Source organism: Rhodococcus rhodochrous (genome assembly GCF_900187265.1).
In the GTDB taxonomy this organism is placed as follows: domain Bacteria; phylum Actinomycetota; class Actinomycetes; order Mycobacteriales; family Mycobacteriaceae; genus Rhodococcus; species Rhodococcus rhodochrous.
In genome coordinates, this window is the sequence record NZ_LT906450.1 from 3,698,767 (window position 1) to 3,714,445 (window position 15,679).

14 protein-coding genes and 1 pseudogene are annotated in these 15,679 nt (G+C 70.1%); 8 read left to right on the forward strand and 7 right to left on the reverse strand.

Annotation, left to right across the window (positions count from 1 at the left end; genetic code table 11):
* The first annotated feature begins 164 nt into the window (after nt 1–164).
* Together CKW34_RS17015 and CKW34_RS17020 are read left to right on the forward strand one after the other, a co-directional pair.
* Entirely contained in the window at nt 165–623 is a 459-nt protein-coding gene (locus CKW34_RS17015; protein WP_059382343.1) for an SRPBCC family protein, read from the forward strand.
* The gene (locus CKW34_RS17020; RefSeq protein ID WP_006550100.1) at nt 610–942 is read left to right on the forward strand and encodes an ArsR/SmtB family transcription factor; all 333 of its coding nucleotides are present in this window, start codon (nt 610–612) and stop codon (nt 940–942) included. The genes CKW34_RS17015 and CKW34_RS17020 overlap by 14 nt, the downstream gene beginning before the upstream one ends.
* Here CKW34_RS17020 and CKW34_RS17025 read toward each other — a convergent pair.
* Complete coding sequence (locus tag CKW34_RS17025; RefSeq protein ID WP_059382344.1) at nt 936–1,841, reverse strand: D-isomer specific 2-hydroxyacid dehydrogenase family protein; 906 nt, start codon at nt 1,839–1,841, stop codon at nt 936–938. The genes CKW34_RS17020 and CKW34_RS17025 overlap by 7 nt on opposite strands.
* Before the next feature lie 112 nt (nt 1,842–1,953).
* On the opposite strand from CKW34_RS17025, the gene CKW34_RS17030 reads away from it, so the two are divergent.
* From CKW34_RS17030 to CKW34_RS17045, 4 genes and pseudogenes are all read left to right on the forward strand, one after another.
* A complete protein-coding gene (locus CKW34_RS17030) occupies nt 1,954–2,361 on the forward strand; it encodes a YciI family protein (protein ID WP_006550097.1) in 408 nt (135 codons plus the stop codon).
* 2 nt (nt 2,362–2,363) lie between these two features.
* Complete coding sequence (locus CKW34_RS17035; protein WP_006550096.1) at nt 2,364–3,503, forward strand: RNA polymerase sigma factor; 1,140 nt, start codon at nt 2,364–2,366, stop codon at nt 3,501–3,503.
* Between the two features lie 74 nt (nt 3,504–3,577).
* A pseudogene (locus CKW34_RS17040) lies at nt 3,578–5,097 on the forward strand (multicopper oxidase family protein).
* A gap of 285 nt (nt 5,098–5,382) precedes the next feature.
* The gene (locus CKW34_RS17045; protein ID WP_059382345.1) at nt 5,383–7,506 is read left to right on the forward strand and encodes an MMPL family transporter; all 2,124 of its coding nucleotides are present in this window, start codon (nt 5,383–5,385) and stop codon (nt 7,504–7,506) included.
* A gap of 27 nt (nt 7,507–7,533) precedes the next feature.
* On the opposite strand, the gene CKW34_RS17050 is transcribed toward CKW34_RS17045, so the two are convergent.
* Together CKW34_RS17050 and CKW34_RS17055 are read right to left on the reverse strand one after the other, a co-directional pair.
* Nucleotides 7,534–8,412 carry a sucrase ferredoxin gene (locus CKW34_RS17050; RefSeq protein WP_059382346.1) on the reverse strand — a complete coding sequence of 293 codons (879 nt, stop codon included), beginning with the start codon at nt 8,410–8,412 and terminating at the stop codon, nt 7,534–7,536.
* 55 nt (nt 8,413–8,467) lie between these two features.
* Entirely contained in the window at nt 8,468–8,992 is a 525-nt protein-coding gene (locus CKW34_RS17055) for a hypothetical protein (RefSeq protein ID WP_059382347.1), read from the reverse strand.
* A 51-nt stretch (nt 8,993–9,043) separates the two neighbouring features.
* Here CKW34_RS17055 and CKW34_RS17060 point away from each other — a divergent pair, with 51 nt between their 5' ends.
* Nucleotides 9,044–10,150: an alcohol dehydrogenase catalytic domain-containing protein gene (locus CKW34_RS17060; protein WP_059382348.1), complete on the forward strand. Its 1,107-nt coding sequence runs from the start codon at nt 9,044–9,046 to the stop codon at nt 10,148–10,150.
* A gap of 36 nt (nt 10,151–10,186) precedes the next feature.
* Here CKW34_RS17060 and CKW34_RS17065 read toward each other — a convergent pair whose 3' ends face one another.
* Genes CKW34_RS17065 through CKW34_RS17080 form a run of 4 tightly spaced genes read right to left on the reverse strand, consistent with a single transcriptional unit; the run spans nt 10,187 to nt 14,255 of the window.
* Nucleotides 10,187–11,101 carry an exodeoxyribonuclease III gene (locus tag CKW34_RS17065; RefSeq protein WP_059382349.1) on the reverse strand — a complete coding sequence of 305 codons (915 nt, stop codon included), beginning with the start codon at nt 11,099–11,101 and terminating at the stop codon, nt 10,187–10,189.
* 11 nt (nt 11,102–11,112) lie between these two features.
* Nucleotides 11,113–11,901, reverse strand: a complete 789-nt coding sequence (locus CKW34_RS17070) for an alpha/beta fold hydrolase (RefSeq protein ID WP_059382350.1) — start codon at nt 11,899–11,901, stop codon at nt 11,113–11,115.
* A 15-nt stretch (nt 11,902–11,916) separates the two neighbouring features.
* Complete coding sequence (locus CKW34_RS17075; RefSeq protein ID WP_059382351.1) at nt 11,917–13,497, reverse strand: DNA polymerase Y family protein; 1,581 nt, start codon at nt 13,495–13,497, stop codon at nt 11,917–11,919.
* Nucleotides 13,494–14,255, reverse strand: a complete 762-nt coding sequence (locus CKW34_RS17080) for a hypothetical protein (RefSeq protein WP_059382352.1) — start codon at nt 14,253–14,255, stop codon at nt 13,494–13,496. Before CKW34_RS17080 ends, CKW34_RS17075 begins: the two co-directional genes overlap by 4 nt.
* A gap of 274 nt (nt 14,256–14,529) precedes the next feature.
* Between CKW34_RS17080 and CKW34_RS17085 the strand changes: the two genes are divergently transcribed.
* Nucleotides 14,530–15,678 (forward strand): serine/threonine-protein kinase, encoded by a 1,149-nt coding sequence (locus tag CKW34_RS17085; RefSeq protein WP_080968245.1) that lies wholly within the window; start codon nt 14,530–14,532, stop codon nt 15,676–15,678.
* Nucleotide 15,679 lies beyond the last annotated feature (1 nt).

A 15,679-nucleotide genomic window follows, 5' to 3' on the forward strand; every position in this document is an offset into this window, starting at 1 on the left:
TATCGCACATGTGTTCGAACGAGACGTTCGAACACATGTGCAGTTCTCGTCGCGACACGCCGGGAGTCGTCGGCGAGAACTGCACGATCGGCTGCAACCAAGGGGTTGCATCATGAGCGAGCAAGTGCAACGCTGGGGTTGCATTCCCATCGAAGGAGGCAATCATGACCGACGAACTCGACCGCATCGAACGCGACATCACCATCGACGCCCCCGTGGACCGGGTGTGGACACTCGTGGCCGAACCCGGCTGGTACATCAACGACAACGAGTGGACCGAGCACCGCCTCGAACACGACGGAGATCTCACCACCGTGCACGATCCGGTCCACGGCGCCTTCGTCTTCCGCACCGTGACCCTCGACGAACCGCACTACGCGGCCTTCCGCTGGCTCGCCGACCACACCGATCCCGACAGCCCGTCGACCCTCGTCGAGTTCCGGCTCACCGCCCTCGACACCGACACGACCGAATTACGCGTCACGGAAACCCGATTCGACTCCCTGCCCGGCGACGCGAGCGAACGCCGCACCCGCTTCGAGGAGAACTCCCGGGGCTGGACCACCGAACTGGAGATCGCCAAGCACCATCTCGAGAAGGACGGAAGCGTTGCCCGACGCTGAGTTCTCCGCCGACCTGCATCCCGTCTTCGCGGCCCTGGCCGACGACACCCGGTGGCGCATCCTGCAGCGACTGGGCCGATCCCCGGCGTCGGCGTCCGGGCTCGCGGCCGAGTTCACGGTCTCCCGTCAGGCCATCGCCAAGCATCTGGCGGTGCTCGAACGGTGCGGTCTCGTGACCTCCGAGCGCGCCGGACGGGAGATCCGCTTCTCCGCCGTCGGATCGCGGCTGAGCGCGGTCGGGCGTGCGATCGACGCCGTGGGGGCAGGCTGGGACCGCCGCCTGTCCGCGATCAAGAAGGCGGCCGAACGGCCTCAGTAACCCGCGTTCGGATCGACCCGGGCGATCAACTCCTCACCCGCGGCGAACCGGCGCACGTTCTCCTCGAGGGTCGGCGCGAACGTCTGCGTCAGCCGGCTGCGCGTATTGGCGATGTGCGGTGTGATCACGGCGTTGTCGAGATCCCACAGCGGATGACCGTCGGGCAACGGTTCGGGATCGGTCACGTCGAGGACCGCCCCGGCGATCGCACCGTCCCCGAGCGCCTTCACCAGCGCGTCGGTGTCGACGAGGTTGCCCCGCGCGACGTTCACGAGCCACGCCGACCCGGGCATCGCCGCGAGCGCGGCGGCGTCGACGAGATGATCGGTCTCGGCGGTCGCGGGTGCGGCGACGACGAAGTGATCGGCCATCGACCACACCTCCGACGTGCGGTCGGCCGGCAGCGTGACCTTCGCGCCGTCGACGGGACGGCCCGAACGATTGACCGCGACGACGGACGCGCCGAGGGCATGCAGGCGCGGGATCATCGCCCGGCCGATACCGCCGCATCCGACGATGGCCACGGTCGAGCTGTGGAGGGTCCGCACCCGCGGGTCGAGAACGTCCTTGGTCCACCGCTTCGCGGCAACCGAGGCGTGGAACTGCCGCAACCCCACGAGCAGCGCTCCCACCGCGTACTCGGCCACGTTGTCGGCGTACACACCGGACGCATTCGCCCACAGCCGCCGGTCGTCGATCACGCCCGCCCGGAAGAACGGTTCGATACCCGCGTAGGTGAGCTGCACCCAGCGCACCCGGTCGGGCAGATCCGGGAACTCCTCGGCGCTGCCGTCCCACACCAGGGCATCGGCCTCGTCCAGTTCGGAGAGGGTTCCACCGCCGGAGACGATCGCGGCGGCGAGGTGTTCGTCGTGGCCCGGTCCGAGATGAATACGCATGCCGCGACCCTAACCTCGAATCGTTCGCGGAGGGATGTCGAGAATCCGGAAGCGGCTCCGTCTCCTCCATGAACGCGGCCACAATGGGCCGTACCGCACGGAGGAGAACATCATGGCCAAGTACCTGCTGCTCAAGCATTACCGCGGCGCCCCGGCAGCGGTGAACGACGTACCCATGGATCAGTGGGAGCCGGACGAGGTGTCGGCCCACATCCGGTACATGCAGGATTTCGCCGCCCGTCTCGAGAGCACCGGCGAGTTCGTCGACGCGCAGGCGCTCTCCCCGGAGGGCACCTTCGTCCGTTACGACGGTGAGGGACGTCCCCCGGTCACCGACGGGCCGTTCCCGGAGACGAAGGATCTCATCGCCGGGTGGATGGTGATCGACGTCGACAGCTACGACCGGGCACTGGAGTTGGCCGCCGAACTGTCGGCCGCGCCGGGAGCCGGCGGGAAGCCGATCCACGAATGGCTCGAGGTGCGCCCGTTCATGTCCGAGCCGCCGACCGTCACGGAGTAGACGTGGACGAGGCTCTGCTGCGCACGCTCGTCCCCACCGTGATCGGCATCCTCGTCCGCCGCGGAGCGGATTTCGCAGCGGCCGAGGATGCCGTGCAGGACGCGCTCGTCGAAGCCCTGCGGGTGTGGCCGGAGGATCCGCCACGCGACCCGAAGGGCTGGCTGGTCGCGGTGGCGTGGCGCAGATTCCTCGACACCGTACGCGCCGACGCATCCCGCCGGCGCCGCGAGATCCTCGTCGACGCCGAGCCCCGGCCCGGTCCGGGCACACCGGTGGACGACACCCTCGCGTTGTACTTCCTGTGTGCCCACCCGTCGCTCACGCCCGGGTCGGCGGTCGCGCTGACCCTGCGGGCCGTCGGTGGGTTGACCACCCGGCAGATCGCGCAGGCCTATCTCGTCCCGGAAGCGACGATGGCCCAACGCATCAGCCGGGCCAAGCGCACGATCGCGGACGTCCGGCTGGATCGGCCGGGCGATGTCGCGACGGTGCTGCGGGTGCTCTATCTCGTGTTCAACGAGGGTTATTCGGGTGACGTCGACCTGGCCACCGAGGCCATCCGGCTCACGCGCCGGCTGGCAGCGGTGATCGACCACCCCGAGGTGTCGGGTCTGCTCGCGTTGATGCTGCTCCACCACGCCCGGCGAGCGGCGCGCATCCGGCCGGACGGCAGTCTCGTCCCCCTCGCCGAACAGGACCGCAGCCTGTGGGACACGCGCATGATCGCGGAGGGCGTGGAGATCCTGCAGGCCGCACTCGCCCGCGACAGGCTCGGCGAGTTCCAGGCACAGGCCGCCGTCGCCGCCCTTCACGCCGACGCACGCACTGCGGAGGAGACCGACTGGGTGCAGATCGTCGAGTGGTACGACGAGCTCCTGCGGTTCACCGACAACCCGGTGGCCCGCCTCAACCGCGCCGTCGCGGTCGGTGAGGCGGACGGACCGCAGGCCGGTCTCGCGGCGCTGGCCGAACTCGACCCCGGCTTGCCTCGGTACACGGCGGCCGCGGCATATCTCCACGAACGCGCCGGCGACACGGCCACGGCGGCCCGGCTCTACACGGAGGCCGCACACCTGGCGACCAGCGTCCCCGAGCGGGACCATCTCGTGCGGCAGGCGGCACGTCTGCACAGCGTTTCCTGAGGGTCGGTCAGGGTTCTCCCCCACCACGAAATCCGGTGCCACGCCGGATGTGCCGAGAGTGCGGGAGAACGAGCATGGATGTCGTGAAACTCCTGGTGCGTCTGCTCGCCATACCCTTCGTGCTCTTCCTCGCGTTCGTGGCGGTCATCGGTGGCCTGGCCGTCCACGCGTGGACCACGCGCGCGATCGACACCACCGGACGCGTCGACTTCGACACCGCCCTGCGCATCCCTCCCGTCGAGTCGGGCACCGTCGACGCCGACGGCACACGCGTGTTCGACCTGACCATGCAGCGCGGCACGACCGACCTCGGGCACGGCCCCGACACCCGGACGTGGGGAGTGAACGGCAGCTATCTCGGGCCCACCCTCCGCGCCGTGCGGGGTGAGAACGTGCGCGTGAACGTCACGAACGAACTCGACGAGACGAGCACGATGCACTGGCACGGCATGCACCTGCCCGCGGCGATGGACGGCGGACCGCACCAGCCGATCGAGCCGGGAACGACATGGTCGCCGTACTGGACCGTCGATCAGCCGGCCGCGACCCTCTGGTACCACCCGCACCTGCACGGTTCCACCGCCGCGCACGTGTACCGGGGTGTCGCGGGCATGTTCCTGATCGACGAACCCGGCACGTCGCCGCTCCCCCACGACTACGGGGTCGACGACATCCCCTCATCGTCCAGGACCGGAAGTTCGAGGGCGATCAGCTCGACGACAGCAACGCGATCTTCGCCGACGTCGGGACGCTCGGCGACGAGATCCTCGTCAACGGCACACCGCGACCGTTCCTGGACGTCGGCACCGAGACGGTCCGGCTCCGGGTGCTCAACGCGTCGAACGCGCGCGTCTACAACTTCTCGTTCGACACCGGGATGCCGTTCCTCGTCGTCGGCAGCGACGGCGGTCTGCTCGAGGAACCGCAGGCCGTCCGCAGCCTCCAGCTGTCGCCGGGTGAGCGCGCCGAGATCGTCGTCCGGCCGGAAGCAGGTTCGAGCCACGTGCTGCGCAGCACCCCACCCGAGCTGAAGGCCGGCTTCTTCCAGGACCGCTTCTCCGGTGGTGACGATCGCCTGGACGTCCTCGAACTGCGGGCGGCACCCGTGCTCGGGTCGTCGGCCGCGATCCCGGAGAAGCTGACGACCCTCCCGGAGCTCGGGGAGCCGAGCAACACCCGCCGCATCGACCTGACGTCGTCGACGACCATCAACGATCGCGAGATGGACATGAGCCGGATCGACGAGGTGATCGTCGCCGGCACCACGGAACTGTGGGAGGTGACCAACGCCAGCGGCACGATCCACAACTTCCACATCCACGACGTGCAGTTCGAGATCCTCGGCATGACCGGGATGAGTCCCGACCATCCGTCCCTGGCGGGGCGCAAGGACACCGTCTTCATCCCGCCGGCGGCGACGGTGCGGCTGCTCGTTCCGTTCGGTAGCCACACCGATCCGGCGATGCCGTACATGTACCACTGTCACCTGCTCAAACACGAGGACGCCGGGATGATGGGGCAGTTCGTGGTGGTCGGCGCCGACGAGGTGACGCAGGTGGCCGGCACGGCCCACCATGCCCACGACGGCGGGTGAACCCGGTCACGTCCGGCAGGGCGGGGAATGGATCCCCGCCCACCCCTGTTGAGGAGTGTGGATCGGCGCGTCGCGTACGCCCCGGAGCCAATGAGAAACCGCCTTCGTGGAATACCGTCCGGCTGGAGCCACGTTGCGCACCGTGCCGTGAGGCATCCGGCGCGTCGGTCCACCTACTTCCTCCCCTGATCTCGTGCCCGTTCCGGCCGAGCAGGGTAAAGCCCTCCCACTCCACGCCAGTACAGTTGCCGATCGTCACAATCGTCAGCGGAACCGGGAGTGGGCATGAGTCGCTGGGCCGAGATCGTCGTCACCAGGAGCCGATGGGTACTGGCGATCGTGCTGCTCGTCGTGCTCTTCGCCGGCGCCTGGGGCGTCGGGATCTTCGGCAAGCTGACCGGCACGGGCTACTACGACCCGAACAGCGAGGCCGTCGAGGTCGAGCAGATCATCTACGAGAACTTCGGGTCGCAGGCCGCGGACATCATCGCGCTCTACGCCGCACCCGAGGGACGCACGATCGACGACATCCGTCCCGACATCGAGAGAACCCTCGCCGAGTTCCAGGACGCCGTCCCCGCCGAGTCGATCCAGACCTACTGGACCGCTCCCCCGCCGATGAACCAGCTGCTGCTGGCGACCGACCAGCGCAGCGTGGCAGCCTCGATCACGCTCGGCGCGAATTCCGGACTCACCGCCGCGAACTTCCCCGATGCCCTCGAGCTGCTCGAGGTACCCGGTGTGGAATCACAGTTCGCCGGCAACACCGTGGTCGCGATCGAATTCACCGACACCCTGGAGAGCGACCTCATCCGCTCCGAGCTCATCGCGGTGCCCATCACGCTGGTGCTGCTGGTGTTCATCTTCGGCGGCGTGATCGCCGCTGCGGTCCCGGTCTTCGTGGGTGTGCTCGCGATCTTCTCGTCCCTCGCCACCCTGCGTCTGCTGTCGAACTTCACCGAGGTGTCGTCGTACGCACTGAACATCACGTCGCTGATCGGTCTGGGTCTGGCGATCGACTACGGCCTGTTCATCGTCAGCCGCTACCGCGAGGAACTCGCCGCCGGTTCGGACGTCACGTCGGCGGTCAAGCGGACGATGTCCACCGCCGGTCACACCGTGATGTTCTCCGCTGCCCTGCTGATCTGCGCGTTCGCGGGCATGCTCGTCTTCCCGCAGACCGTGCTGCGGTCGCTGGGCCTCGGTGCCATGGCCGCCGTCCTCGGTGCCGCCGTCCTGTCGCTGACTGCAGTTCCCGCGCTGCTGACGATGCTCGGCCACCGCATCAACGCGTGGACCTGGGACCGTGAGACCTCCACCCGCGCCGAAGCGCGGGCACGCCGCTTCTGGGGTGGGGTCGTCCGCAAGGTCGTGCGCCGTCCCGCCCTGATCGCCGTGGTGATCACCGGCGGTCTGCTCGTGCTCGCGTCGCCCGTGGTGGAGGCACGGTTCGGGGAGATCGAATACACCGCGCTGCCCGAGGACAGCCAGGCCCGCGCGGCCACCCAGACCCTGCTCGACGAGTTCCCGAGCACCGGCAACGGCGCCACGCTCGTCCTGCGCGGCGAGAACGGGCAGGCGCCGGACAGCGCTGCCGTGCGCACGGTGTCCACCGAGGTCGCCAAGGTCGACGGCATCTCCCAGACCGTCATCGTCGGGCAGGAGTCCGACGTCGTGGTCCTGCAGGGCCTCTACGCGCAGGGCGTGGACGGCACCACACGGGCGAGCGAGATCACCGGCGAGCTGCGCGCCCTGGACGTGCCGGACGGCACCGACCTGCTCGTCGGTGGTGGCCGGGCCCTCGTCGACGACGCCAACCAGGCCGTCTCGGATTCGCTTCCCTGGATGATCACCATCATGGTGCTCTCGACCCTGGTGCTGCTGTTCCTGGCATTCGGGTCGGTAGCACTGCCGATCAAGGCGGTGCTCATGGCGGCACTGAGCCTCGCCGCGACCTTCGGTGTGCTGACCTGGGTGTTCCAGCTGGGACACGGCGCCTCGTGGCTGCACGTCGTGCCCGCGGCGATGGAGCCGACCTTCGTCGTCCTCATCCTCGCCGTGGTGTTCGGCCTGTCGACCGACTACGAGGTGTTCCTCATGTCGCGCATGATGGAGGCCCGCGCGGCCGGGGCGACGACCGTCGAGGCCGTCGAGTACGGCATCTCCCGCACCGGGCGTGTCGTCACCGCCGCCGCACTGTTGCTGATCGTGGTCACCGGGGCCTTCACCGTCTCCGGCCTGTCGATCATGCGTTTCCTCGGTGTCGGCATGATCGTCGCGCTCATCATCGACGCGACGATCGTGCGCATGCTGCTCGTACCGTCGCTGGTCAAGCTCATGGGCGAGGCCAACTGGTGGGCACCGGCATGGATGAAGCGCGTGCACGCGAAGGTCGGCCTCGGTCATTAGACCGCAGGGCAGGTGTTCGGGACGTCGCTACAGCGGCGTGATCGTCGTCGCGACGACGGGGCGTGCAGGCTTGGCCGCGGCACCGCAGCTCGCCGGCCGAGCCGGTAGTTCCGAGGTTTCCACCCCGACCCGCCATGCGCGGCCGTCGCGATGACGCACGATCGGCTCGTCCCCGTCCTCGACCGTCACGGCGTCGACCGCGAACTCGTCGATCGCCTCGCGCACCGCGATCTCGGCGGCCTGCCCGGCCGCACCCCAGGTACTGCGCCCGCGCAGGCCACCCGCATGGATGTGCCCGTTCCGGGCGTCGCGGACCGTGGCGAGGCTGTCGTCCTCGTCGAGCCGTCCATAGGTGTATCCGGTCGGCAGCGTGATCATCGACGGCGCGAAACGGTGTCCGCCGGTGTGCGAGCACTCCCACACGTCCTGCCCGAACTCGGCGGTCAGAGCCGCCGCGATCGGACGCCCCAGCACAGCGCAGCACCGGTCCCGTTTGCCGTGGGCACACACCAGGGCGATCGGGTCCTGCACGGCGGCACCGATACCGGGGGCGGGGCCCGCGACCACGCGCGGGACGATGTCAAGCAGTTCCGCCGGCTCGGTGATCTCGAGCCGCTCGCACCAGGTGTTCCCCGGTTCGGTGCGGGCCAGCAGGACGGTCCGGGTCTCCCGCACCACGTCGCGGCCGGGTCTCCGGATGAACAGGATCCGCACGTCCGCGGCCTTCGCCCGAGCGGACAGCTCGTCCGACAACTCGGCGCCGAGGGCGGTGCCGTCGAGCACGTCGCGTCCCCAACCCGTCGGCACCTCGAGGCACACGTAACCGGGCGCGGTGGCCGCCGTACCGGGCAGCGGCTCGTCGAGCGCGGACAGTGCGGAACAGGTGGGAGCGGCAATGGTGGTCACGCGGACATTGTGGCCCGGACACCCTGGTGACGGCCCGGCACCCCGCGGTGACCGGTCAGCCGCGGCGAAGAAGCCGCCGTGCCGCACCGCCCCACATCCGCAGGAATCCCTGCGACAGGTACGCGAAACTGCCCAGCGCCAGCACCCACTTGGTGACGCTGACGGTCGAGGCGGCCCGGACCGTCCGATCGTCGATCCGGGTGCGGTGATCCAGCAGGTACAGGCCGACGACGTTCTCGACGTAGTCCCCCGCTGCGGCAACGACGGGCGCCGCCATCAGGATCCGACGCGTGCCCGACGACAGCGGGCGGTGTTCGTCGAGCGATCGTGCACCGGCCCGCAACGCGATCGCGAAGGTCGCCGGATGGACCATGTCCCAGTAGTAGTGCTGCCGGTAGCGCTCGATCTCCTCGGGACCGAGATTGTCGAGGATCTTCCGGTACTTCGCGGCCGAGAAGGTGGTCTGGAGGGTGCCCACCGTCGGGGCCGTGGAGCCGAGAACCCGACCGATGTTCGCCTGGGACACGAGGAAGACTGCGGTAGCACCGATGAGGAAGCGGTCGGCCCGGGTGAGTGTCATGCTCGTGATGCTAGGGGTAGATGAACCCGCGACCCTACGGAAGGGAGACCCGTGCAGATCACCGGAGCAGTCCTGGAGGAGATCGGACGTCGACGGCGGTACGAGGAGTCCACCCCGCTCAGCGTGGACCTTCTCGAACTCGACCCACCGGGACCGGGTGAGGCGCTGGTCGAGATCGAATGCGCCGGTGTGTGCCACTCCGATCTGTCCGTGGTCGACGGCAACCGGCCCCGCCCGGTGCCCATGCTCCTCGGGCACGAAGCGGCCGGACGCATCGTCGAACTCGGCGACGACAGCACCGGGTTCTCCGTCGGCGAGCGGGTCGTCATGACCTTCATGCCCCGCTGCGGCGAGTGCGAGGGTTGCGCGAGCAACGGCATCCGCCCCTGTATCCCGGGATCGGCCGCGAACGCTGCGGGAACCCTGCTGTCGGGTGCCCGGCGGCTGCACCGCGACGGGAACGACCTCCATCACCACCTGGGAGCATCGGCCTTCGCGACCCACGCCGTCGTCGACACGCGGTCGCTCGTCGGTGTCGGCGACGACGTCCCCGCCGAGGTCGCCGCGCTGATGGGCTGTGCCGTGCTGACCGGTGGCGGTGCGGTCGTCAATGCTGCTCGTCCTCAGGCCGGAGACACGCTGGTCGTCGTCGGTCTCGGCGGAGTGGGCATGGCCGCACTGCTCGTGGCGCTGGCCCACGACGACGTCACCGTGATCGCCGTAGACACCTCCCCGGACAAGCGCGATACGGCCCGCTCGCTGGGAGCCGAACGCGTCCTCTCACCGGACGAGGCCGTCGAGCAGGGTGTGAAGGCGCGGCTGGTCATCGAGGCCGCGGGGAGCGTGCCCGCGCTCGCCACGGCGGTCGCGCTCACCGGGCCGGGTGGCACCACGATCACCGTCGGACTGCCCGCCCCCGACGCCCGACTCGAGATCTCACCCACCGCTCTCGTGGGCGAGGGCCGCTCACTCGTCGGCAGCTACCTCGGATCCGCCGTCCCGGCCCGCGACATCCCCCGGTTCGTGGACATGTGGCGCGAGGGGCGACTGCCGGTCGAGCGGCTCGTCACCGACCGTCTGCCGCTGGGCCGAATCAACGAGGCGATGGACGCACTGGCCGACGGAACCGCCCTCCGTCAGATCCTCACCATGGACTGAGCCTCGGCCCACGCCGGTGGTCGGTCGTTCAGTGGTTCAGATGTCGTAGTCCACGACGACCGGCGCGTGATCGCTGATCCTCCGGTCCGGCGCCGGATCGCGGTCGGTCCCTGCGGAGATCGCGGTCCGGGCCAGTCGCGGCGTGGCGAGGTGGTAGTCGATCCGCCACCCGGAATCGGAGGCGAACGACTCCCCCAGCCACGACCACCACGAGTAGGGACCGTCGACCTCGGGATGATGCCGGCGGACGACGTCGACGAGCGTGCGCGGCGACAGTAGCGAATCGAACCAGGCGCGTTCCTCGGGCAGGAAACCCTCGGCCTGCCCGCGACGCCGCCAGTTGCGCACGTCGTAGCGCGTGTGGGCGACGTTGAAATCACCCATGATCAGGAACTCCCGCCCCTGGGCGCGCGCCGCGAGCCGGCTGCGGGTCAACTGCCGGGCGAAGGCGGACAGGAACCGCATCTTGCGCTGGTAGCGCACCCCACCGTCCGGTTCGTCGCGCATGCGCCCGGGCTTCTGGAGGTGCGCCGGGAGCCCGCCCTTCGGCAGGTACAGCGACGCCACGGTGATCGGGGCATCGGCGAGATCCACCTCGACGTACCGCCCCTCCTGGGCGAATTCGGACAGTCCGCGTGCCAGCGGCCCCCGATCGAACCCGATCCGGTCGACGTGTTCCTCACCGGGAAGTCGCAGCAGTGCGGTACCGCTCCAGGTGCGCACGGCGGCGGGTTCGTGCAGGGTCAGGATCCCGACGCCGTTCCGGCCGGGAAGGGTGCCCTCCTCGTAGGCGAGGTGGTACTTGCCGAAGACTCCCTGCGGGATCGCGGCCGCCGGGGCGCGTACCTCCTGCAGGGCCACCACGTCGGGGTTGCGCTCACGCAGCCAGTCCTCGAATCCGCGTCGCTGTGCGGCGCGGATTCCGTTGATGTTGAAGGTCGCGATGCGCACGATCGTCCAGTCTAGGCAACCGTTCGATCCGTGAGGAACGGGACGACGGCCGCTGCGAAATCGCGGGCACGGTCACGGTGGATGCTGTGCCCGCAGCCGATCTCCCGCACGGAGGCCGAAGGCAGCGCGTCGACTGCCGCCGTCAGCAGGCGCGGGTCGACCATGCTGCCGCGCCGCACTCCGCGCAACAGCAGGGTCGGGGCGTCGAGGGACGGAAGATGCTGCCACCACACCGGATTCGGTGTGTGGAACTGGGCGACGACGGACGGCGTCATCGAGCGGTCGAAGGCGGTGACCGCGCGCGGGTTGAGCGCCATGCTGGTCGCGGCGTGCCACAACTCCGCGGGAGTCGGACGGTGGGCCGGCACCTCCGGAACCGGATCCCCCTCCCGCAGCGGCAGGGGTGTCTCCTCGAGGACGAGCCGCCGGACGAGGCCGGGATTCTGTTGCGCGACCAGCGATCCCACATGACCGCCGAGCGAGTGTCCGACGAGGTCGACGGCCTCGACACCGAGGTGGGCGCACAGGCCGGCGATGTCGGCGGCGAACTCGTCGAAACGGTACGAGGGGGCCCGGCCGCTGCGTCCGTGCCCGCGCAGGTCGATGGTGATCACCCGTCGGCCCGCCTTCACCAGGTTTCCGGCGAACCGGGTCCATGTGCGCCCGTCACCACCCATCCCGTGCACCAGCAGTACGGGCACGGAACGGGCGGCGGACCCCGCGGATTCGCGGGACGCAGCGTATTCGCGATACGCCAGGGCGACCCCGTTCGGCGCGACGGTGAGGACCGGAGATCTCATGATGTCCGAGCCTACTCAGTCGTAGACGCCCTCCACCCGCCAGCCGTCGGCGCCGAAGAACACCAGCAAGGCCCGTGATTCCTCGAGCAGCACCTGCAGACGGGCGGCGCACCGGGCTGCGGCCGGATCCCACCAGTACTCGTCCACCGGCCACGGACCGGCCCATCCGATCACCGTCCAGCTGCGACTTCCCCATCGCAGCCGAGCAGGCGACCCGCTGAGCAGTCCGCGCTCGGTCACCGAGACCGGATTCCCCACGTCGTCGTCCAGTCGGATCGCGGGAGGTGTGTGCAACACCAGCGCGGGAGCCGGGGGCGGGAGCCGGCCCGGCCACGGTGCGTCCGGGTCTGAGTGCGGTATCGCCTCGTCGCCGACGGGCACGAGGACGATCCGTTCGGTGGGTCCCCGGCCGCCGCCGAGCACTCCGATCCGGACGGCGTCCCCACCGAGCAGGCCCTGCACCCGGACGAGCGCCCGACGTGCGCGTTCGTCCTCGTCGCCGACACCGCCCCAGAGCCCGAGCTGCAGCGCGCCGGCGGCCACGACCTCGACCGGTTCGAGACGTAGCAGCACGATTCCCGCCGTGGGCCGGTTCGTGTTGCGGCCGGTGAGCCATCCGTCGAGCTGCCATCGCACACGATCGGCCGTGCCCTCGGGGGTGAGCGGTTCGGCGCAGCGCCAGGTGCGCGCGAGTTCCTCCCCTGCCCCGGTGCGTGCCGTCACGAGCAGTCGCGTGCAGGCGACTCCCGCTGCCGCGAGCCGGGTGTGGAGCAGTTCGGCCAGTGCGCGACCGGCGAAGGCCGCAGCGTCGACCCGCTCCACCGGCGGGTCGCAGGGTTGCTCGACCGTCAGGTCCGGAGGGATCGGCCGTCCCGACGGGGGACGTTCCGGCAGTCCCCGCGCGCTCCGGTGCGCAGCGACGACGTCCGCGTCGAAGCGTGACGCCACATCGATCGGGGACAACGCGGCGAACGCTCCGATGGTGCGGATACCGAGACGACGCAACAGATCCACCGTGTCGGCCCGCCGAGGAGCCGCCAACGCCGGTTCCACCGCGAGATACGAGACCGGCAACGGCGCCAGGAACTCGGCACACCTCCCTGTCGGGACCAGCGCGTTCCGTCGCGCGGCGAGGACCGCGGTGGACAACTCGTCGGCGACACCGACCTGGCATTCCACGCCGGTCGCCGCGACCGCGTCGATCAGGGCCTCCGCGGCGGCCTCCTCCGAACCGAACCACCGGACCACACCGCGCGCGGCGAGGACCACCAGACCCGGGCGCAGCACCTCCACGCCCGGGGCCACCGCATCGATCGCGGCCACCACCGCCTCGAACGTCCGCGCTTCCAGGTCGGGATCCGAGCGGGCCACATGCAGTTCCGGGCAGCGTGCCTGCGCCTCCCGTCGCCTCAGGCCGCGCCGGACACCCGCGGCCCGCGCCGAGGCCGAGCAGGCGACGACACGATTCGCCGAGACCACCGCCACCGGGACGATCGCGGGCAGCTCCGCGGCGGCGGCGACGGCGACGGCGGGCCAGTCGGGGCACCAGAGGGCCACGACCCGCGCGGGTGCCCGCAGAGAGGACGAGTCGTTCACCGGACCGCCTTACGGAAACGCCCGTCCTCCAGCCGATTCCGCTCTTCACTCGCCCATTCGACGGCACTGCGGTCGGCGCACACCTCCACGCGGGTGGCGCGCGGAGGGAATGCCCGCCCGTGCGCTCGGACCGACAGGCGGGTCGCGCACAGGCGATCCCGGCCGGGACCGTCCACACCCCGATACCCGTCGACCCGCGCCTCCAGCCGCACGTGGGCACCTTCCCAGCGACCGTCCGTGACCACGAGGACCGACTGCTTGCTCCGCGCCCGGGCGGCGACCGCACGAGCGCGGGACGGGGGCACCGATGCTCCACCGAGTCCCAGCACCACCAGGTCGATCCCGTCGAGCAGCACCGCGGCGATCTCCACGGGATCCGGTCCGGGATCGGGGATCACGGCCAGCCGGTGCAGACGGGCGCCCATTTCGGCGGCGGCGAGCAGACCCAGCCGGCGCTGACCGATCACGGCGGCGTACCCGCCGGAGGCCGTCACGGACGCGAGCATCCCGAGGAGAAGCGAGGTGGCTCCGGACACCGAGACGACGCTGCCGCGTACCAGTCCGCCCTGCGGCAACAGTTCCGCGAGCGGAGTCGGGACGGGCAGGATGCGGTCGGAGGCGGCCTCGACCCGGCCTCGCGCGACGGACTGGACCTCACCGCGTGCCGGCACGGCCGCGATCCGACGCCGCAGTGCCTCGATCCGCTCCGCACGACCCGCTTCCTCGTCGTCCACCGGAAATTCGGCCACCTCGCCCACTGTCACCCCTGTCATCCGCCTGCCGCCTGACACACACGACCGGCCGACCACGGGGAAGTCGTGGCCCGGCTCGCACTCTATTCGAACATACTTTCGATCTTCATCAAGTAGAACCGACCCGAATCCTTCCCGTCAAGCCGGAAGCACCGCCCCCGCCGGTGACTACAGTGCAGCTCACACGTTTTTCGGCCGGGCCGGACACCTCCGATCGACTACTCTCGATCGAGTGGCGGAGCAGGCGTGGGCAGGACGGGCCGTAGGGCCGGATCACTTGGTGGCCGGTCGATATCGGCTCGACTCCAAGCTCGGCGGTGGCGGCATGGGTGCCGTCTGGCTCGCCCGCGACAACCGTCTGGGCCGCGACGTCGCCGTCAAGCAGGTGATCTCCACCGCAGACCTCGATCCCGACGAGGCCGAGGATCTGCGCCGCCGAGCGCTTCGCGAGGGCCGGGCCGCCGCCCAACTCGCCCACGAGCACGCCATCTCGATGTACGACATGGCACTGCACTACGGCGAACCGTGGCTCGTCATGGAACACCTGCCGTCCCGCAGCCTGGCGCAGGTGATGAACGTCGTCGACACCCTCCCGCCGTACGTGGTGGCGCAGATCGGCGCGAACGTCGCCGACGCCCTGGCTGCCGCGCACGCCGCCGGCATCGTCCACCGCGACGTCAAGCCCGGCAACATCCTCATCGCCGAGCGCGGCCGCGACGCCGGCATCGTGAAGATCAGCGACTTCGGCATCGCCCGCGCGAAGGGCGACAACGACCCCGACGGCGTGATCATCGGCACCCCCGCCTATTTCGCACCCGAGGTCGCGCGCGGCAACGACCCCACCGAGGCCAGCGACGTCTTCTCGCTGGGCGCGACCCTCTACACCGCGGTCGAGGGGCAACCGCCCTTCGGTTTCGAGACCGACTCGATCGCATTGCTGCACCGGGTCGCCCGGGCGGAGATCATCATGCCCACGCACACCGGTCCGCTCACCGAACCCTTGCTCGAGATGCTCCAGCCCGATCCGGCGCGACGCCCGACGATGGCGCAGGCACGCGATCTCCTCGCCCGCGTGGTCCTCGGACCGGGCGGATCGGCGGCGGCCCTGCGCGGCCGTCCCATCCAGAACGAGGACGGCACGATCCCGTCATGGGCGCAGCGTTCCGCGCACTTCGCCGAACCCGCACGTCCCCGTGGATCCTTCGTCGACCGCCCCCTCGGTGCCGCGACGCAGTCCACCGGTGGTCCGAGGAAGTCGGCGAAGGGTTTCGCCCCGGCGGATCTGCTCGACCGACTGCTGCCGAAGGGTCCCGTACCCGACAACCCGCAGGACCGCATCGTCGCCTATGCGCCCCTGGCGATGGCGGCGATGGTCGCGGTGATCCTGGTGGCGCTGCTCGTCGCCCTCGTCATCGCGCTGGTCGTCTGAT

What these genes read in the sequence shown, in the direction of transcription:
- CKW34_RS17015 (WP_059382343.1), top strand. Translation starts at nt 165, where the DNA reads ATGACCGACGAACTCGACCGCATCGAACGCGACATCACCATCGACGCC.
- CKW34_RS17025 (WP_059382344.1), bottom strand. Translation starts at nt 1,841, where the DNA reads ATGCGTATTCATCTCGGACCGGGCCACGACGAACACCTCGCCGCCGCG.
- CKW34_RS17030 (WP_006550097.1), top strand. Translation starts at nt 1,954, where the DNA reads ATGGCCAAGTACCTGCTGCTCAAGCATTACCGCGGCGCCCCGGCAGCG.
- CKW34_RS17045 (WP_059382345.1), top strand. Translation starts at nt 5,383, where the DNA reads ATGAGTCGCTGGGCCGAGATCGTCGTCACCAGGAGCCGATGGGTACTG.
- CKW34_RS17055 (WP_059382347.1), bottom strand. Translation starts at nt 8,992, where the DNA reads ATGACACTCACCCGGGCCGACCGCTTCCTCATCGGTGCTACCGCAGTC.
- CKW34_RS17070 (WP_059382350.1), bottom strand. Translation starts at nt 11,901, where the DNA reads ATGAGATCTCCGGTCCTCACCGTCGCGCCGAACGGGGTCGCCCTGGCG.